The sequence below is a fragment of the Pseudarthrobacter woesei genome (assembly GCF_055412745.1).
This window is the reverse complement of record NZ_JBVAYU010000014.1, coordinates 62,893-80,635: the sequence shown is the minus strand read 5'-3', so window position 1 is coordinate 80,635 and position 17,743 is coordinate 62,893. Positions and strand designations below refer to the sequence as shown.

The following is a 17,743-nucleotide window of genomic DNA, read 5'->3' as shown; positions in this document are numbered from 1 at the left end:
GGGCCGGCACGGGCGCCTGCAACTGCGGGGCCGCCGGTGCGGGGTGCGACCCGGCGTGGGCGGCCTTCGCGTCGGCGGCCAGGACGGCGGCCCGGCTGGCGGACGCGGCGGCGCCGCGGGTGTCGCGCCAGCGGTGCAGCCAGGTCAGCAGGTGGTCGATTACGATGCCGAGCACGATGGCGAAGGCGATGGCGATCCCGACCCCGAGCAGCGGGTGTTCGTGGACCCAGTTCCCGGCCAGGATACCGATGCCCGCAGAGTAGGCCACCCAGGTGATGGAAGCAAAGATGTCCAGGATGACAAAGCGCCGCCGGGGGTAGCCGGTGGTTCCGGCGATCCAGTTGACGGCCACGCGCCCCACCGGAATGTAGCGGGCCGTGAAGATCAGCATCGCGCCGCGTTTGTCGAGCTCGTAGCGGGCCCAGTGCAGGGCTTTTTGGACCTTCGGTTTGCGCATCCAGCGGAAGCGCTCGACGCCGATATGCCGGCCCAGCAGGTAGGCCATGTTGTCACCGGCGATGGCCCCGAGGGCACCGGCGGCCATAACAAGCCACATATTGGGCTGGCCGGACGTGACGGAGAGTGCGCCCAGGGCAACGATCAGTGTTTCGCTCGGCAGAATGGGCACGAAGCCGTCGATGAAGCAAAAGAGCAGGAGAATCGGATAAATCCACCATTGTCCCGCGGCATGAAGAATAGCCTCATTGATGAATTCCACGCGGGGAGTGCTCCTAGGAAAGTGTCGGAAAACGCTCTTCAGTGTCCCACGGCCGGGAGGTATCCGCTACGTTCCGGCCGGGTAAATCAATGGGCTTTTCAGGGCTCCGACGGCGGGACAGGCTCCGCATCCTCCGGGAGCTTCCCGCGCACCCTGCTGATGACAACGTCCACCGCGATGCCCAGGCCGATCGCGCAGATGACGGCAACGATGACGCCGAGCAGATGGTTCTCCTCAAACCACTGGCCGAAGAAAAGCCCGATCGCCACGGAGTAGCTCGCCCAGAGTACGGCCGAGAGCACCGTCAGCCCCACGAACCGGGCCCGCGGATAGTGCGTGGCTCCGGCGGTCAGGTTGACCGCAACCCGGCCGATCGGCACAAACCGCGCCACGAGGATCAGCGATGCCGGCCGCTTGCGCAGTTCCGCACCGGCCCATCGGAACGCCCTCTGCATCCGTGGGCCGCGCATCCACGCCCAGCGCTGTGTTCCGGTGCCGCGTCCGATCAGGTACGCCGTGTTGTCGCCCAGGAAGGCCCCGGCGGCGGCAACCGCCGCCAGGAACAGCGGGTTGGGAATGTCGGCGGTGGCGGCCACGGCGGCCAGCCCGACGACGACGGATTCGCTGGGGATGGGCGGAAAGAAGCCGTCAATCACGCAGCAGGCGAACACGAGGAAAAGTACCCAGGGTTGCCCTGCGGCGGCCAGAATGAAGTCGTTGATTGCCTGCACGGTTTCCTAACAAACAACGGGAGCACTGCTGTGGGGCTAAGTGTACTGCCGGCGCCGGCCGGTGAACGTCGGACGCCGGCCGGGGCCGGGGATTTCAGGCGATGCGGTCGATGATGAGCTGCTGCGCCGGACGGGAGCCTTCCGGGGCAATCACGACGGCGTGCTCCAGGGCGTCCTTGGCCCGCTCGAACTTCTCCGGGGTGTCCGTCAGCAGGGTCATCAGCGGCTCGCCGGCCCTTACCAGTGCGCCCGGCTTGGCATGCATGCGGATTCCCGCACCGGCCTGGACCTGGTCCTCCTTGCGGGCACGCCCGGCACCGAGACGCCAGGCCGCGACGCCGACGGCCATGGCGTCGAGTTCCACCAGCACACCGTCGGCCGGCGCGTAGATGACCTCGGATTCCCTGGCAACCGGCAGCTTGGCGCGGGGATCCCCGCCCTGCGCCTCGATCATGCGGTTCCAGACGTCCATGGCCCGGCCGTCCTTCAGGGCGGCCCGGGGGTCGGCGTCGTGGACACCGGCACAGGCGAGCATTTCCTCCGCAAGCCGGACCGTGAGTTCGATCACGTCTTCCGGTCCACCGCCGGCGAGCACTTCGACCGATTCCTCGACCTCAATCGCGTTGCCCGCGGTGAGGCCCAGGGGCGTATTCATGTTGGTCAGCAGGGCCACAGTGTTGACACCGGCGTCTTTCCCCAGGGCCACCATGGTTTCGGCCAGTTCGCGGGCCCGTGCCAGGTCCTTCATAAACGCGCCGCTGCCCACTTTGACGTCCAGCACCAGCGAGCCGGTGCCTTCGGCGATTTTCTTGCTCATGATCGAGGAGGCGATCAGCGGGATGGCCTCGACCGTGCCGGTGACATCGCGCAGGGCATAGAGCTTCTTGTCGGCCGGGGCCAGCCCGGCGCCTGCGGCGCAGATGACCGCGCCCACGTCCTGGAGCTGGGCCAGCATTTCCTCGTTGCTCAGCGCCGCACGCCAGCCCGGGATCGATTCGAGCTTGTCCAGGGTCCCGCCGGTGTGGCCCAGACCGCGGCCCGAGAGCTGTGGCACGGCGACCCCAAAGACCGCCACGAGGGGTGCCAGCGGGAGGGTGATCTTGTCCCCCACGCCGCCGGTGGAGTGCTTGTCGGACGTGGGCTTTACGCTGCCGTCGGGCCGGCGCAGGCTGGAGAAGTCCATCCGTTCGCCGGAGGCGATCATCGCCGCGGTCCAGCGGGAGATCTCGGCCCGGTCCATGCCGTTGAGCAGGATGGCCATGTTCAGCGCGGCCATCTGTTCGTCGGCGATGGCGCCGCGGGTGTAGGCGTCGATGGTCCAGTCGATCTGGGCGGGGCTGAGCACGCCCTTGTCCCGCTTAATGCGGATGATGTCGACGGCGTCGAACGCTTCGGTCATGTTTGGGGTTTGTGTCTGTTGGGTCATTGGGGTTCCTCCAGGTGTTGGGGGCCAAAGGCATCGGGAAGGACCTGGTCCATGGTCTTGATTCCCTGGGTGGTCATGAGCTCCATGTCGGGAGCCCGGAATTCATACAGCAGCTGCCGGCAGCGGCCGCACGGCATCAGGATGTTACCGCCCGCATCGACGCAGTAGAAGGCGCGGAGCAGGCCGCCTCCGGTCATGTGCAGGTTGCCCACGAGGGCGCACTCGGCGCACAGGGTCAGTCCGTAGCTGGCGTTTTCGACATTGCAGCCGCTGACGATCCGGCCGTCCGCGGTGAGGGCTGCTGCCCCCACCGCGAACTTCGAATAGGGTGCGTAGGCGTTCGTCATGGCGGCGGCCGCGGCGGCCTCGAGGGCGCCCCAGTCGACGTCGTTCGCGGTCACCGTCAACCCTTGACGTAGGGTATGCCGCTGGCGGCCGGGGGCCGGGAGCGTCCGACGAATCCGGCGACGGCAAACACTGTCAGGAGGTACGGCAGCATGGCCATGAACTGGCTCGGCACGGGGGTGCCGATGATCGTCACGATGCTCTGCAGGTTGTCCGCGAAGCCGAACAGCAGCGCCGCGAGGAACGCCCCGATCGGATTCCAGCGGCCCAGGATCATTGCCGCCAGGGCGATGAATCCGCGGCCGCCGGAGATCTCCTTGGTGAAACTGTCGATCGCCACGAGGGTGAAGAACGATCCGCCGATTCCGGCTACGGCGCCACCCAGGGTGACGTTCCAGAAGCGCGTCGCATTGACCTTGATGCCCAGCGTGTCCGCCGCCTGCGGGTGTTCACCCACGGCCCGGACCCGGAGTCCCCATTTGGTCTTGAACAGCCCGACCCAGATCACAATCACGGCCACGTACATGAGATAGCCCACGACCGACTGCTTGAACAGGATGGGGCCGAGGACCGGGATGCTGGACAGGACCGGGATTTCGATGATGGGAAGCCGGCCGGGCGAGTTGAACATTTCCTTGTTGGCCTGCATCACGGTGCTGAACAGGAAGCCGGTGAGGCCCGATACCAGGACATTGAGCACCACACCGACGATGATCTGGTTGACCACGTACTTGATGCTGAACACCGCCAGCACCATCGACACGAGGGCACCCGCAACGGCCGCCGCGAGCAGGCCCGCGTAGGGGTTGTTGGTCAGGCTAGCCACAATGGCGGCCGTAAAGGCACCGCCCAGGAGCTGGCCTTCGATGGCGATGTTCACGACGCCGGCGCGCTCGCACAGGACGCCGGACAGGGAACCAAAGACGATCGGCACGGCGAGGGTCACGGACCCTGCGATGAGACCGGCCAGCGAGATGCTGGGGGTCCGGGCGCCGCCGACCACCCAGATCAGGAAGGCAACCACGAACAGGACAGCGAACGCGACCGGCAGCCAGCGCGGGGGCCGGACGTTCTTCGTCTTCAGGAACATCGCATAACCCGCGAGGCCCACCATGATCACGGAGAGGACCACCCCGGAGAGGAAGGCCGGCACCTCGATCGCGGGCAACTGGAGGAAGTCTCCGCCGGAGGACACTCCGAACCTGGCGGTCTCGTGGGGACCCATCAGGCCAAAGAGGATGAACGCGACGATGCCCAGCACCAGCAGCGTCACCGGCAGCTTCCAGGTCACGGGCTTGGCCGACTGAGCCGGCTTGCGGTCCTTTGCCGACGGCGATTCTCCCTGCCGGGGCCCCGGCTGCGGGTTTCCCGGCTGGGGCGACGTTGCTGTTGTGCTCATGCTGCACCTCCGGTGGTTGCTGCCGTCTTGGATGTGCCGGCGGTTGAGGGCTTCTTCTTGCGCGGGTTGAGTCCAAAGATCGCCCGGACCAGCGGCGGCGCCGCGATGAACAGCACAATGAGCGACTGGACCACCAGGACTATGTCGATGGGGGTTCCGGTCTGGATCTGCATCTGGACCGCGCCGGCGCGGAAGGCGCCGAACAGCACGCCGGCGGCGAAGGTGCCCCACGGCGTCGAACGTCCCAGCAGCGCAACGGTGATGGCATCAAAGCCATACGTTGCCGCGACACCATCGGTCAGGACCTTTTCGGTGCCTGCCACCTGCGCGACGCCGGCCAGGCCGGCCAGGCCGCCGGCGATGGCCATCACCAGGATCGTTGCCCGCGGGACGTTGATGCCGGCGGTCAGGGCAGCCTTAGGGTTGGCGCCGACGGCACGGAATTCGAAGCCGATCGTGGAGCGGTTCAGCAGCCACCAGACCAGCACTGTCGCCGCGATAGCCAGCAGGAAGCCGAGGTGCAGCCGGTACTGGCTGCCGAAGATCAGGGGGTACACGGCGGTGGGGTCCAGGATCGGGGAAATAGGGGTTGTCTCACCCGGGCGCTGGAAGGCCTGGGTGTCGAGCAGGTAGCGCACGAAGTAGAGCGCGATGTAGTTGAACATGATGGTCACGATGACCTCGTGGGCGCCGGTCCGGGCCTTGAGCAGGCCCACGAGGCCGCCCCAGAGAGCGCCGCCGGCGACGCCGGCCACTAGGACCAGCAGCAGGTGCAGGCCCAGCGGAAGGTGCAGCGCGAAGCCGACCCATGACGCGACGATGCCGGCCATGATGATCTGGCCCTGCGCACCGATGTTGAACAGGCCCGCACGGAATGCCAGGGCGACGCCGAGGCCTGCGGTAATCAGCGGGGTGGCGATGGTGAGGGTCTCCATCAGGGGGGCGAACTGTCCGGCCGCTCCTGTCCCGCGGGGATTGAAGACAGCGCCTTGGAAGAGCGCGACGTAGGAGCCGGTGGCGGCCGACCAGACGGCGGTGAGGAAGTCGCCGGGCCGGGCCAGGAAGTAGCCGGACGTGGCGGCGACCACTTTGTCCGTGCTGGCAATGAGCAGCCCGCCGAGGATCAGCGCCAGGAGCACAGCCAGGATGGTCACGATGCCGTTGCCGGTGAAGATCTTGCGCAGCACCGAGTCCGCGTCCTCCGGACCGCCGGGAATGGATCCGCTCTGGGCCGAGACGGGAACCGCCGAGGGCCGCATCGCCCCGCCCGCCGTGTCCAGCGAGGTGACAAAGGCGGCGTCCTGCTGAGGCGTCTCCTGCCCGGAAGGATGCATGTCCGGCGCCGGTGTTGCCGGCGACTCGTCCGGACCCGGTTCGGCCGCGGGGCGGGGCGGGTTCTGTTCAGTCATGGTGCTCTCCTACGGCGCCGGAGGTGGAATCCTGCGCGGGGTGGGCGGCGGGCGCCGGGATCGGTGCCGGGGCGGTTGCCTGGTTCTTGGTTGCACTGTCGGAATGGGCGTCGTCCGGGGACAGCCCGGCCATCATCAGGCCCAGGACGTCACGGCCGGTGCCGGCCGGGACGATCCCGACCAGCTTGCCCTTGTAAAGCACGGCGATCCGGTCGGCCAGTTCGATGACCTCGTCGAGTTCGGTGGAGACGATCATCACCGGGGTGCCGTGGTCCCGTTCGGCCACGATGCGCTTGTGCAGGAACTCGATGGATCCCACGTCGACGCCGCGGGTTGGCTGGGAGGCGATGAAGAGGCGCAGCGGCCTGGAAAGCTCCCGCGCCATAACAACCTTCTGCTGGTTGCCGCCGGACAAGGTGCCTGCGGCGAGCGAACCGGACGGCGTGCGCACGTCGAACTCTTCGATCCGGGTCTTCGCGTTCTCGAGCACCTTGGCCGGGCTCATGCTAATGCCCTTGGCGAACGGTGCCTGGTCGTAGCGGTCCAGGATCAGGTTCTCGGCAATGGAGAACGTGCCGATCAGGCCGTCGACCGAGCGGTCTTCGGGCACGAAGCCGACTCCGGCTTTGAGGACGTCCTTGACGCTGCGGCCCACGAGCTCTTCACCGTCAAGCAGGATGGAGCCGTGGACACGGTCCTGCAGGCCCAGGATGGCCTCGGTCAGTTCTGTCTGGCCGTTGCCCTGGACACCGGCGATGGCAAGGATCTCGCCGCGGGCGATGTCGAAGCTGATGCCGTCCACAACGTGCTGGCCGCTGGGCGCGATGACGGTGAGGTCCGTGACCTCAAAGGTCTTTTCCTGGGGCTTGGCCGGGGCCTTGTCCAGGGTCAGGTTGACGGCCCGGCCCACCATCATGGAAGCAAGTTCCGTCGTCGAGGCGCCGGGATCGGCTGTGCCGACCACCTTGCCGCGCCGGATCACCGTGATGGTGTCGGAGACTGCTTTGACCTCGCGGAGCTTGTGCGAAATGAAGACGATGGAAGTTCCGTGGCTCTTGAGCTGGCGCATGATATCCAAAAGCTCATCGGTGTCCTGGGGAGTCAGCACGGCCGTGGGCTCATCGAGGATGAGCACCTTGGCATCGCGGACGAGTGCCTTGATGATTTCCACGCGCTGCTGCACGCCGACGGGCAGGTCTTCGATCAGGGCGTCGGGATCGACGTCGAAGCCGTACCGGTCTGAAATCTCCCGGATCTTGCGCCGGGTGTCATCCAGGTTCAGGAATCCGCCCGATTTGGTGGTTTCCGCGCCGAGGGCGACATTTTCTGCCACCGTGAAGACGGGGACCAGCATAAAGTGCTGGTGCACCATGCCGATGCCGGCGGCCATGGCGTCGCCCGGGCCGCGGAAGGTGACGGGTTTGCCGTCCACAAGGATTTCTCCCTCGGTGGGCTCGTACAGCCCGTAAAGGACGTTCATCAGCGTGGACTTGCCAGCACCGTTCTCGCCGAGCAGACAGTGAATCTGCCCGGGTTCAACAACCACATCAATGTGATCGTTGGCTACCAGGGAGCCGAAGCGTTTGGTGATCCCCTTGAGTTCAAGTTTCAAAACTCTGACCAATCTCGAAGTGTCCGGATCGCGGGGTCCGGACGGGAAAATGGGGCTGCAGCACCAGCCTAGTGCCTGCGGCCGGGCGCAGAGCGGAGTCCGCTCAACGAAAAGCGCCACAGCCCGTGCGGTAAATGACCGTACGGGCCGCGGCGCTTAGCGGAGGAAGTTAGACCTTCGGGCTTGCTGCGGATTCAACCTTCAGCTTGCCGTCGGCGATGTCCTTCTTGATCTGGGCCAGCTCGGTTTTCAGCTCGGCCGGGACCTGGGAGTCAAGGTCGTGGAACGGAGCCAGCTGGACGCCGTCGTTCGCGAGGGTGCCAACGTACGGCGTGTTGCTGAACTTGCCGTCCTTGTCTTCCTTCACAACAGTCTCAACGGCCTCGCCCATCTGCTTCATCACGGAGGAGAGCATGATGTCCTTGTAATCCGGTGCCGTGAGGAAACCGTCGGAGTCAACCCAGATGAGCTTGACGTCCTTGCCTGCTGCCTTGGCTTCCTTCAGGGCCGCGCCGGCGCCCTTGCCGACCGGACCTGCGACGGGCATAACGATGTCAGCGCCCTGGTCCAGGAAGTTCTGGGTGAACTGCTTGCCCTTGTCCTGCTTTTCGAAGTCACCGGTGAAGGAGCCGTCCTGCTTGGCCTTGTCCCAGCCAAGAACCTTGACGTTCTTGCCCTTCTTCTCGTTGTAGTACTTCACGCCGTCGGCGTAGCCGTCCATGAAGATGGTGACCGTGGGGATCTTGATGCCGCCGAAGGTGGCAACCGTTCCGGTCTTGGTGCTGCCTGCCGCGAGGTAACCGGCAAGGAAGGCGGCCTGGGCCGTGTCGTAGATGATCGGCTTGACGTTGCTGATCGGGGTCTCGTAGCCAAAGTCGATGATGGCGAAGTGCTTGTCCGGGTTCGCCGTGGCCTGGGCCTTCGTGGCATCGCCGAGCAGGAAGCCGACCGTGACAGTCAGGTTGCAGCCGGCCGTGACCATGGCGCGCAGGTTGGGCTCGAAGTCGTTGTTGGTCTTGGACTCGGCCTGGTTCACCTTGATGCCCAGGTCCTTCTCGGCCTTCTTCAGGCCTTCATAGGACGACTGGTTGAATGACTGGTCGTCGAATCCACCCGAGTCGGAGACGATGCAGCCCGTGAAGTTGCTGGCCGTCTTGGTGGCGCTGCTGCCGGCATCCGGGGCAGCCCCGCAGCCGGTGAGCAGGAGAGCAGCCGCACCCGCGGTGGCGACCCCCGCCATTGAACCGCGCTTGAGGGTTGCACGCAGTGAGTTCTTCAATTTTCCTCCAGGAAGAAAGAGTAGGCGCTACGACAGGAGTTCAATGAGTGTCTGTTGGCGGTTTTGCCGCTGAAACGCTGTTTTCACTGATGGAGTTCGCAGCACTGCGCCGAGGCGCACTGATGCCAATTACTTTAGTGTCCTAGGACACGTGCAGATAGCACAGTTCACGGTGATTCCACAGATTGTTGAGAACTTGTTACCAAGCGGTAGTCACAGCTCCTGCGCAAGCGCACGCATAAGCCCACATGCAATAGCCCCCGGCGCCGGATCCGGGGAGGAAACGGCGCCGGGGGCGGCGTCGGGCGGGTTTGTCCGGGTTAGATCCGGACCAGCATCTTGCCGGTGTTCGCGCCGTCCAGGAGGTCGATGAAGGCCTGCGGCGCATTTTCCAGCCCATCGACGACCGTCTCGTCGTAGCTCACGGTGCCGTCGGCGAGCCAGGCCGCCATCTGCTGGGCGAATTCCGCCGCGTGCTGCCGCTGCCCGTTGACCAGGAAGCCGCGCAGGGTCAACTGCTTGCCGATCGCGACGGCGAGATTGCGCGGGGCCGCCGCTGCCTCGGTCGAGTTGTACTGCGAAATGGCCCCGCACAGGGCCACCCGCCCGCCCACGTTCAGGACCGAAAGCGCCGCTTCGAGGTGCTCCCCGCCCACGTTGTCGAAGTAGACGTCTATTCCGTCCGCGCCGGCAGCGTCCTGCAGCAGTTCGCGCACCGGGCCGTCGTGGTAGTTGAACGCGGCGTCGAAGCCGAGTTCCAGCAGCCGCGCCACCTTTTCCGGGGTTCCGGCGCTGCCGATCACCCGGGAGGCGCCCTTGGCCTTGGCGATCTGTCCCACGAGCGAGCCCACGGCGCCGGCCGCTCCGGAGACGAACACTGCGTCGCCGGCCTTAAACTCGGCCACCTTCAGCAGACCCGCGTAGGCCGTGAGCCCGGTCATGCCCAGCGCACCCAGAAACGCGGAGGCCGGGGCGAGGTCCGTGCGCGCCGGGGTGGTGGCCGCAGCATCCACGACGGCGTATTCACGCCAGCCGAGGGAGTGGACGACGGCGTCGCCCACCGCGCGCCCCTCGGCACGGGACGCGATGACCTCGCCTACGGCGCCGCCGTCGAGCGCGGCGCCCAGGGCGAACGGTGCGGAATAGGACTTGACGTCGTTCATTCGGCCGCGCATGTAGGGATCCACCGAGATGTAGAGGTTCCGGACCAGGACCTGGCCGTCCTTGAGATCAGGCAGGGCCGTCTCGGCCAGCCGGAAGTTCTCCGGTGCGGGGCGGCCGTGCGGGCGGGACGCCAGCTGGATCTCGCGGGTGGCGGCGGGAAGGGTGGTGGTTTCGGTGTTGGCGCTCATGCGGCGACCTCCAGGATCTTGATGTCGACAGTGATGTTGCCGCGGGTGGCATTGGAGTAGGGGCAGACTGCGTGCGCCCTGGCCACGAGGGCCTCCGCCGTTGTCCGGTCCACGGCGGGCAGCGCGATCTCGAGTTCCGCGGCGATGCCGTAGCCGGATCCGTCGCCGAGGGCGCCGAGGTGGATCCGGGCGGCGACGGCGGAATCCGTCAGGTCCGCCTTCTGCTGGCGGCCGACGAGCCGAAGCGCGGAATGGAAGCACGCCGCGTACCCGGCGGCGAAGAGCTGCTCGGGGTTGGTTCCTTCGCCGTTGCCGCCGAGTTCCACGGGGCTGGCCAGGGCAACGCTGAGCTTGCCGTCCTGGGTGACGGCGGTGCCGTCCCGGCCTTCGCCCGAGGCTAGTGCTTCTGCGGTGTAGAGAGTCTTCAAGGGGTTCCGATCTGTTGGGAAAAGGTGTTGGGACCGCGGTGTCCAGCGGGAAAATCGCCGGAAGCCTGCGGAGTCGCCGTAGTCTTCCGGCGAAGTGGCGCTCCTCCCGCGATTTCGACGTCGGCCGCGTCGTCCGACGTCGGCCGCGCAGGCAGGGAGGTGGTCAGCGGGTGCGGTGGAGCGCGGCGGCGAGCCGGCCGAGCGTCTCGCGCAGCTGGTCAAGTTCAGCGGCCGAGAGCCCGGCGGCGTCCGCGAGCCGCTGCGGGATGCCGGCGGCCTCGGCGCTCAGCGCGGAGCCGGCGTCGGTCAGGAAGATCTCCACCCGGCGCTCGTCTTCCGCGGACCGGCGCCGTTCCACCAGGGTCAGGGCTTCGAGCCGCTTGAGCAGCGGCGACAGGGTGCCGGAATCGAGCCCGAGCTCCTCTCCCAGTTCCCGCACACTGCGGGGATGCTCTTCCCAGAGCACCAGCATCACGAGGTACTGCGGGTAGGTCAGGCCGAGCCCCTCGAGCATGGGCCGGTAGGCCGCCGTGGCAGCGCGCGAGGCCGAGTACATGGCAAAGCAGACCTGCCGGCTGAGGCGGGGTGCGTTGAGGCTTGGAGCCGTAAGGGGAGCGTCGGTCATAACACCACGATAGTCCACAATTGAATTGTGCACAACCTAAATGGATGGCGTGCGGAGGAAACGATGCGTCGTGCATACGGGGTTTAGAGGTCGCGGAGGGTACGGAGGGCAGCGGCTGTCAAGACCTGGATGCCCAGCCCCAGGGCGCGTTCGTCGAGGATGTAGTCGCCGCGGTGCAGGTCGTACTCTTCGCCGCCGGGAGTCTTGGTGCCGAGCCGCATCATGGCGCCCGGAAGGTCCGCCAGGAACCAGGCGAAGTCTTCCCCACCCATGGACTGCGGGGTCAGGACCACGGCGCCTTCGCCGATCTCGGCGCGGGCGGCGGCCTCGATCAGGGCGGTCTCATGTTCCGAGTTCACCACGGGAGGCACGCCGCGGGTGTGTTCCAGGTGCACGTCGACGCCGTAGGGTGCAGCGATCTGCTGCACGACGTCGTCGAGGATCTCGCCGGCGCTGTGCCAGGCATCGCGGTCCAGGCAGCGCATGGTGCCGGCCATGTATCCGCTGGCCGGAATGGCGTTGGGGGCGGAACCGGCGGAGATCTGGCCCCAGACCACGGAGACGCCGCTGCGGACGTCGACCCGGCGGGACAGCACTGCCGGGACGTTGACCGCGATCTGCGCGAGGGCGAAGACGAGTTCCTCGGTCAGGTGCGGGCGTGAGGTGTGACCGCCGCGTCCGGTGAGTTCAATCTTGATCGTGTCCGAGGCTGAGGTGATGGCGCCGATCCGGGTACCGATCTTTCCCACGTCGATCCGGGGGTCGCAATGCAGTGCGAAGATGCGGGGCACGCCCTCGAGGACGCCCTGCTCGATGCAGGCCTGGGCGCCGCCGGGCATGGTTTCCTCGGCGGGCTGGAAGATGATCCGCACCGAACCGCGCAGCGGTTTCTCCTCGTGCATGCGCTGCAGGATCAGGGCGGCCCCAAGCATCGTGGTGGTGTGGACATCGTGCCCGCAGGCATGCGTGACGCCGTGGTTCTTCGAAGCGAACCCGAGGCCGGTTTCCTCGATGATGGGCAGGGCATCGATGTCCCCGCGGAGGGCGGTGGCGATGGGGCCTTCGCCGATATCCACCGTCAGGCCTGTGCCTTCGAGGCGGCGGGGCCTGAGTCCGGCTTCCTCGAGGCGCTTCACGAGTTTGTCCGTGGTGCGGAACTCCTTGAAGGACAGCTCCGGGTGCGCATGCAAGTCACGTCGGAAAGCGATCAGCTCCGGCAGGATTGGCTCCAGCCACGGCCCCACCAAAGTGGTGGGCTCAGCTTCAGTAGTGTAATTGCGCACGGAATAACTCTAGCGAGCGCACAAAAAATAGCGGCATCGCGTACGGCGCGTTACGGTTTGCGGAACATCCGCCGCCGGAACGGGCGCCCCGCAGGAGCTAAAGGACGTCCGTGTCACCGCTGGCCTTCAGCGCGTCAACGGCCTGCTTCACGCGCTGGGAGTGTTCCTTGGTGGTGACCAGCAGGGCATCCGGGGTGTCGACAATGACCACGTCCTTGATACCGATCAGCGCAATCACGCGCTTGGTGTCGGACACGACGACGCCGCTGGCATTTTCGGTAAAGACGCGGGCGCCCTCGCCGATCACGGTGACGTCGTCGACCTCCTTGGCGCTGTTGAGCCGGCCCACCGAGGCGAAGTCCCCGACGTCGTCCCAGCGGAACGTTCCGGGGACCACAGCGACGTCTCCGGCGGCAGCGGCCGGTTCTGCGACGGCGTAGTCGATGGCGATCTTGGGCAGGGTGGGCCAGACGCGGGCCGTAACCTCGTCGCGCTGCGGCGTGTCCCAGGCCTTGGCAATTTCCTGCAGCCCGGCGAAGAGCTCGGGCTGGTTGGCTTCCAGGTGCTTGAGCATCAGCGAGACGGGGGCGACGAACATGCCGGCGTTCCAGACGTACTCGCCGCTGTCCACGTACTGCTGGGCCACTTCCTCGCTCGGCTTCTCCACGAACTCGACGACGGCCTGGGCGCTCGGGGCGCCGGGCACGCTGAGGTTTTCGCCCGCCCGGATGTAGCCGAAGCCTGTGGACGGGTGGGTCGGCTTGATTCCGATGGTGACGATCTTGCCGGCCGCGGCGGTGTGGATGGCCTCCCGGACGGCGTCCTGGAAGAGGTTGTCCGGGCTGATGACCTGGTCTGCGGCGAAGGAGCCCATGATCGCGTCCGGATCCCGCTCGTGCAGGATCGCCGCGGCAAGGCCGATTGCCGCCCCGGAATCCTTCGGCTCGCTTTCGAGTACCAGATCGGCGTCCTGGACCTCGGGAAGCTGGCGACAGACGGCGGCGCGGTGGGCGGTTCCGGTCACCACGAGGACACGTTTGCCGGCAAGCGGCTCGAGGCGGTCGTAGGTTGCACGCAGCAAAGTGCTGCCCGAACCCGTGAGGTCGTGCAGGAACTTGGGGGCGGCTGCCCGCGACAGGGGCCAGAGGCGGGTCCCCACACCACCCGCCGGAATCACCGCAATAAAACGGCTCAGGGGTGAATCGTGGCTTGTCACTTTGTCAGTAGTCATCACGGCTACTTTAGCCGAAGGCGATGCGCAAGCCCCTTAACATGGCACCGGGCCCGGGCGGAGGGCTCCCCCGCGCACAAGGGAATGTGGCGTTCGTCTCAAAACCGGCCGAAAACCCCGCCGGGCGTCGTCACCAACGAGTGGCTGAATTGAATAAGCTGTGAGCGAAGCCTAGATTTAGGCTTGAGCTTACGAGTGCTCTCGCAGCAGGCGTTCCCCCCGCGTGGATCCCATGCCAGCGCCGCTGTGTTGCAGGGAGGTTTATTCAGTGCCGACAAAACCAGCTGGCACCTTGTATCGCGGCCGTGAAGGCATGTGGTCTTGGGTTGGACACCGTATTACCGGTGTAGTGATTTTCTTCTTCTTGTTGGTCCATGTGCTGGACACCTCATTGGTGCGTGTGTCCCCCGAGGCTTACACCGCCGTGATCGGTGCCTACAAGAACCCCCTGATGGCCCTGGGTGAAACGGGCCTTGTCGCAGCGATCGTGTTCCATGCCTTCAACGGCCTGCGGATCATCGCCGTCGACTTCTGGAAGAAGGGCGCCAAGTACCAGCGCCAGATGCTGTGGACGGTGCTGGTTCTTTGGGCCGTCGTCATGGTGGGCTTCTCCATCCGCCACCTTTCCCTCGCCCTCGGAGGTCACTAAGCCATGAGTGCAACTGAAATCCAGAGTCCCCGCAGCGCAAAGGCGAAGGTCGGCAGCGACCGGATTGCCCCGCAGTACCGGCGCAACGGTGCCTCCCGGGGCAATTTCGAAATGATCGCATGGCTTTTCATGCGGCTTTCCGGCGTTGTCCTTGTTGTCCTGATCTTCGGGCACCTGACCGTCAACCTGCTCGTGGGCGAGGGCATCAAGGCCATCGACTTCGGCTTCGTTGCCGGCAAATGGGCCGACCCGTTCTGGCAGGCCTGGGATCTGGCGATGCTGTGGCTCGCCATGCTGCACGGTACCAACGGCGTCCGCACGATCATCAATGACTACGCCGAAAAGGACGCGACCCGTCTGTGGCTTAAGATCGTGCTCTATGCGGCCACCACCGTCATCATCGTCCTTGGCACCATGGTCATCTTCACCTTTGACCCGTGCCCCGTGGTCAACGGTGTCCAGCTGCCCGGCGGATTCTGCCCCGCGCCGTAGCGGCACAGCCGTTCAGGCCCTCCCGCACGGCGGGGCCCAAAACGGCATCCGATCCTGCCTGCCACGCGCAGGCAGGAGTTTCACTGGGCAGGCTCCGCCGCCCCGTGGTTTGTTAGCGAATTTTGAGAGAAAGAGCGTCTGGTATGCAGGTCCATAAGTACGACGTCGTCATCGTCGGTGCCGGTGGCGCCGGGATGCGCGCGGCGATCGAATCAGGTCAGCGCGCGCGAACAGCAGTACTGACCAAGCTCTATCCCACCCGCTCCCACACGGGCGCGGCGCAGGGCGGCATGTGTGCAGCGCTTGCCAACGTCGAGGAAGACAACTGGGAGTGGCACACGTTCGACACCATCAAGGGCGGCGACTACCTGGTTGACCAGGACGCCGCCGAGGTCATGGCGAAAGAAGCGATCGACGCCGTCCTGGACCTGGAAAAGATGGGCCTGCCGTTCAACCGCACCCCGGAGGGCCGGATTGACCAGCGCCGTTTCGGCGGCCACACCCGCGACCACGGCAAGGCACCGGTCCGCCGCGCCTGCTACGCCGCCGACCGCACCGGCCACATGATCCTGCAGACCTTGTACCAAAACTGCGTCAAACACAACGTTGAGTTCTACAACGAGTACTACGTCCTTGACCTGCTGACCGTCGAGGAAGACGCTGTCCGCGAGGACGGCACCCCGTACAAGCAGAAGCGCGTGGCCGGCGTCGTCTCCTACGACCTCGCCTCCGGTGAACTGCATGTCTTCCAGGCCAAGTCCGTGGTGTTCGCCACCGGCGGCGCCGGCAAGGTCTTCAAGACGACCTCCAACGCCCACACCCTCACCGGTGACGGCATGGGCATTGCGTTCCGCCGCGGCATTCCGCTGGAGGACATGGAGTTCTTCCAGTTCCACCCGACAGGCCTCGCCGGCCTGGGCATCCTCCTCTCCGAGGCCGCCCGCGGCGAAGGCGCCATCCTGCGCAACTCCGAGGGTGAGCGCTTTATGGAGCGCTACGCGCCCACCATCAAGGACCTCGCACCCCGGGACATCGTGGCCCGCTCCATGGCCAACGAAGTCCGTGAGGGACGCGGCTGCGGCCCGAACAAGGACTACGTCCTGCTGGACCTGACCCACCTTGAGCCGGCGCACATCGACGCCAAGCTGCCGGACATCACCGAGTTCGCCCGCACCTACCTGGGTGTTGAGCCCTACACGGAGCCGGTCCCGGTGTTCCCCACGGCGCACTATGCCATGGGCGGCATCCCCACCACCATCAGCGCCGAGGTGCTCCAGGACAACGACACCGTCGTCCCGGGACTCTACGCCGCCGGTGAGGTTGCCTGCGTGTCCGTGCACGGATCCAACCGGCTGGGCACCAACTCGCTGCTGGACATCAACGTCTTCGGCAAGCGCGCCGGCATCGCCGCCGCCGAGTACGCCAAGACCGCTGATTTTGTGGAGCTCCCCGCCGAGGCGGAGGCCTACACACTGAACCTGCTGGACCACGTCCGCACCTCGGACGGCAGCGAAAAGGTCGCCGCAATCCGCAAGGAACTGCAGGACACCATGGACGCGAACATGCAGGTGTTCCGCACCGCGGACACGCTGAACCAGGTCCTGACGGACATCGCATCCTTCGAGGAGCGGTACCAGCGCATCAGCGTCCAGGACAAGGGCAAGCGCTTCAACCTGGACCTGCTCGAGGCCGTGGAACTGGGCTTCCTGCTGGAACTGGCCAAGGTCATGACCGTGGCCGCCCTGCACCGCGAGGAATCCCGCGGCGGCCACTTCCGCGAGGACTTCCCCGAGCGAGACGACGAAAAATTCATGAAGCACTCCATGGCGTACAAGGATGAGCATGCTCCGGCGGACGGGGCTGCGGGAACCGCAAAAACAACAGCGGGCATCCGGCTGGCCACCAAACCGGTGGTCTTTACGCGTTACGAGCCGATGGTGAGGAAGTACTAAGATGACCGCTGAACTCGCTGAGCCAGCCTCCAAGATCGAACTGCCCGCCCACATCGGGGGCGGCGGGGACATCCCGTCCTTCGACGTCCACCTGCGGGTGCGCCGCTACAACCCGGAGGTCTCCGACGAGTCCACCTGGGATGACTTCAAGGTCACCATGTACGGCACCGACCGTGTCCTCGACGCCCTGCACAAGATCAAGTGGGAAATCGACGGCAGCGTCTCCTTCCGCCGTTCCTGTGCCCACGGCGTCTGTGGTTCCGATGCCATGCGCATCAACGGCCGCAACCGCCTCGCCTGCAAGACCCTGCTGAAGGACCTGGACACGTCCAAGCCCATCACGGTCGAGCCGATCAAGGGCCTCCCGGTCGAGAAAGACCTGATCGTGGACATGGAACCGTTCTTCCAGTCCTTCCGTGAAGTGATGCCCTTCCTGATCAACCGGGGCCACGAGCCCACCAAGGAACGCCTGCAGTCCGCCGAGGACCGCGAACGGTTCGACGACACCACCAAGTGCATCCTCTGCGCCGCGTGCACCTCGTCCTGCCCGGTGTTCTGGACCGACGGCCAGTACTTCGGCCCGGCGGCGATCGTGAATGCCCACCGCTTCATCTTCGATTCCCGTGATGATGCCGGCGACATGCGCCTGGAGATCCTCAACGACAAGGAAGGCGTGTGGCGCTGCCGCACCACCTTCAACTGCACCGAGGCGTGCCCCCGCGGCATCCAGGTCACGCAGGCGATCGCCGAGGTCAAGCAGGCCATCCTGTCCCGCAAGATCTAGCGACTCGTTTGCCAGAACATAGACAACA

17 protein-coding genes are annotated in these 17,743 nt (G+C 65.9%); 4 read left to right on the top strand and 13 right to left on the bottom strand.

What is annotated here, in order from left to right; genetic code table 11:
- The 13 genes from ACZYZE_RS16700 to ACZYZE_RS16640 form a co-directional block, all read right to left on the bottom strand.
- Positions 1 to 718, bottom strand: a 718-nt coding sequence (locus ACZYZE_RS16700) for a DedA family protein (RefSeq protein WP_463908969.1), incomplete at its 3' end; no start/stop codon positions are given.
- A gap of 98 nt (positions 719 to 816) precedes the next feature.
- Positions 817 to 1,449 (bottom strand): DedA family protein, encoded by a 633-nt coding sequence (locus ACZYZE_RS16695; RefSeq protein ID WP_463908967.1) that lies wholly within the window; start codon positions 1,447 to 1,449, stop codon positions 817 to 819.
- A gap of 94 nt (positions 1,450 to 1,543) precedes the next feature.
- Positions 1,544 to 2,875 carry a thymidine phosphorylase gene (locus ACZYZE_RS16690; protein ID WP_463908965.1) on the bottom strand — a complete coding sequence of 444 codons (1,332 nt, stop codon included), beginning with the start codon at positions 2,873 to 2,875 and terminating at the stop codon, positions 1,544 to 1,546.
- Positions 2,872 to 3,276 carry a cytidine deaminase gene (locus ACZYZE_RS16685; RefSeq protein ID WP_459318294.1) on the bottom strand — a complete coding sequence of 135 codons (405 nt, stop codon included), beginning with the start codon at positions 3,274 to 3,276 and terminating at the stop codon, positions 2,872 to 2,874. Before ACZYZE_RS16685 ends, ACZYZE_RS16690 begins: the two co-directional genes overlap by 4 nt.
- A gap of 2 nt (positions 3,277 to 3,278) precedes the next feature.
- Positions 3,279 to 4,619 carry an ABC transporter permease gene (locus ACZYZE_RS16680; RefSeq protein ID WP_459318293.1) on the bottom strand — a complete coding sequence of 447 codons (1,341 nt, stop codon included), beginning with the start codon at positions 4,617 to 4,619 and terminating at the stop codon, positions 3,279 to 3,281.
- Positions 4,616 to 6,028, bottom strand: coding sequence for an ABC transporter permease (locus tag ACZYZE_RS16675; RefSeq protein WP_463908962.1), 1,413 nt, complete (start codon positions 6,026 to 6,028; stop codon positions 4,616 to 4,618). The genes ACZYZE_RS16680 and ACZYZE_RS16675 overlap by 4 nt, the downstream gene beginning before the upstream one ends.
- Positions 6,021 to 7,640 (bottom strand): ABC transporter ATP-binding protein, encoded by a 1,620-nt coding sequence (locus tag ACZYZE_RS16670; RefSeq protein WP_463908960.1) that lies wholly within the window; start codon positions 7,638 to 7,640, stop codon positions 6,021 to 6,023. Before ACZYZE_RS16670 ends, ACZYZE_RS16675 begins: the two co-directional genes overlap by 8 nt.
- A 169-nt stretch (positions 7,641 to 7,809) precedes the next feature.
- On the bottom strand, positions 7,810 to 8,919 hold the full coding sequence (locus ACZYZE_RS16665; protein ID WP_459318290.1) for a BMP family lipoprotein: 1,110 nt from the start codon (positions 8,917 to 8,919) through the stop codon (positions 7,810 to 7,812).
- A gap of 320 nt (positions 8,920 to 9,239) precedes the next feature.
- Positions 9,240 to 10,271: an NADP-dependent oxidoreductase gene (locus ACZYZE_RS16660; protein ID WP_463908958.1), complete on the bottom strand. Its 1,032-nt coding sequence runs from the start codon at positions 10,269 to 10,271 to the stop codon at positions 9,240 to 9,242.
- Positions 10,268 to 10,699, bottom strand: a complete 432-nt coding sequence (locus tag ACZYZE_RS16655; protein WP_463908956.1) for an organic hydroperoxide resistance protein — start codon at positions 10,697 to 10,699, stop codon at positions 10,268 to 10,270. The genes ACZYZE_RS16660 and ACZYZE_RS16655 overlap by 4 nt, the downstream gene beginning before the upstream one ends.
- A 163-nt stretch (positions 10,700 to 10,862) precedes the next feature.
- Entirely contained in the window at positions 10,863 to 11,324 is a 462-nt protein-coding gene (locus ACZYZE_RS16650) for a MarR family winged helix-turn-helix transcriptional regulator (protein WP_463908954.1), read from the bottom strand.
- An 83-nt stretch (positions 11,325 to 11,407) separates the two neighbouring features.
- Positions 11,408 to 12,607: an amidohydrolase gene (locus ACZYZE_RS16645; protein WP_463908952.1), complete on the bottom strand. Its 1,200-nt coding sequence runs from the start codon at positions 12,605 to 12,607 to the stop codon at positions 11,408 to 11,410.
- Between the two features lie 97 nt (positions 12,608 to 12,704).
- Positions 12,705 to 13,838 carry a mannose-1-phosphate guanylyltransferase gene (locus ACZYZE_RS16640; RefSeq protein ID WP_459318284.1) on the bottom strand — a complete coding sequence of 378 codons (1,134 nt, stop codon included), beginning with the start codon at positions 13,836 to 13,838 and terminating at the stop codon, positions 12,705 to 12,707.
- A 268-nt stretch (positions 13,839 to 14,106) separates the two neighbouring features.
- Here ACZYZE_RS16640 and sdhC point away from each other — a divergent pair, with 268 nt between their 5' ends.
- From sdhC to ACZYZE_RS16620, 4 genes are all read left to right on the top strand, one after another.
- A complete protein-coding gene (gene sdhC, locus ACZYZE_RS16635) occupies positions 14,107 to 14,487 on the top strand; it encodes a succinate dehydrogenase, cytochrome b556 subunit (protein WP_459318283.1) in 381 nt (126 codons plus the stop codon).
- A 3-nt stretch (positions 14,488 to 14,490) separates the two neighbouring features.
- Positions 14,491 to 14,979: a succinate dehydrogenase hydrophobic membrane anchor subunit gene (locus tag ACZYZE_RS16630; protein ID WP_459318282.1), complete on the top strand. Its 489-nt coding sequence runs from the start codon at positions 14,491 to 14,493 to the stop codon at positions 14,977 to 14,979.
- A gap of 143 nt (positions 14,980 to 15,122) precedes the next feature.
- On the top strand, positions 15,123 to 16,931 hold the full coding sequence (gene sdhA / locus ACZYZE_RS16625) for a succinate dehydrogenase flavoprotein subunit (protein ID WP_459318281.1): 1,809 nt from the start codon (positions 15,123 to 15,125) through the stop codon (positions 16,929 to 16,931).
- 1 nt (position 16,932) lies between these two features.
- The gene (locus tag ACZYZE_RS16620; RefSeq protein ID WP_326967968.1) at positions 16,933 to 17,715 is read left to right on the top strand and encodes a succinate dehydrogenase iron-sulfur subunit; all 783 of its coding nucleotides are present in this window, start codon (positions 16,933 to 16,935) and stop codon (positions 17,713 to 17,715) included.
- Positions 17,716 to 17,743 lie beyond the last annotated feature (28 nt).

Excerpts from the sequence above, each read along its gene's own strand:
- ACZYZE_RS16660 (WP_463908958.1), bottom strand. The coding sequence starts at position 10,271 with ATGAGCGCCAACACCGAAACCACCACCCTTCCCGCCGCCACCCGCGAG.
- ACZYZE_RS16680 (WP_459318293.1), bottom strand. The coding sequence starts at position 4,619 with ATGAGCACAACAGCAACGTCGCCCCAGCCGGGAAACCCGCAGCCGGGG.
- ACZYZE_RS16650 (WP_463908954.1), bottom strand. The coding sequence starts at position 11,324 with ATGACCGACGCTCCCCTTACGGCTCCAAGCCTCAACGCACCCCGCCTC.
- sdhA (WP_459318281.1), top strand. The coding sequence starts at position 15,123 with ATGCAGGTCCATAAGTACGACGTCGTCATCGTCGGTGCCGGTGGCGCC.
- ACZYZE_RS16630 (WP_459318282.1), top strand. The coding sequence starts at position 14,491 with ATGAGTGCAACTGAAATCCAGAGTCCCCGCAGCGCAAAGGCGAAGGTC.
- ACZYZE_RS16690 (WP_463908965.1), bottom strand. The coding sequence starts at position 2,875 with ATGACCCAACAGACACAAACCCCAAACATGACCGAAGCGTTCGACGCC.
- ACZYZE_RS16640 (WP_459318284.1), bottom strand. The coding sequence starts at position 13,838 with ATGACTACTGACAAAGTGACAAGCCACGATTCACCCCTGAGCCGTTTT.
- ACZYZE_RS16675 (WP_463908962.1), bottom strand. The coding sequence starts at position 6,028 with ATGACTGAACAGAACCCGCCCCGCCCCGCGGCCGAACCGGGTCCGGAC.
- ACZYZE_RS16620 (WP_326967968.1), top strand. The coding sequence starts at position 16,933 with ATGACCGCTGAACTCGCTGAGCCAGCCTCCAAGATCGAACTGCCCGCC.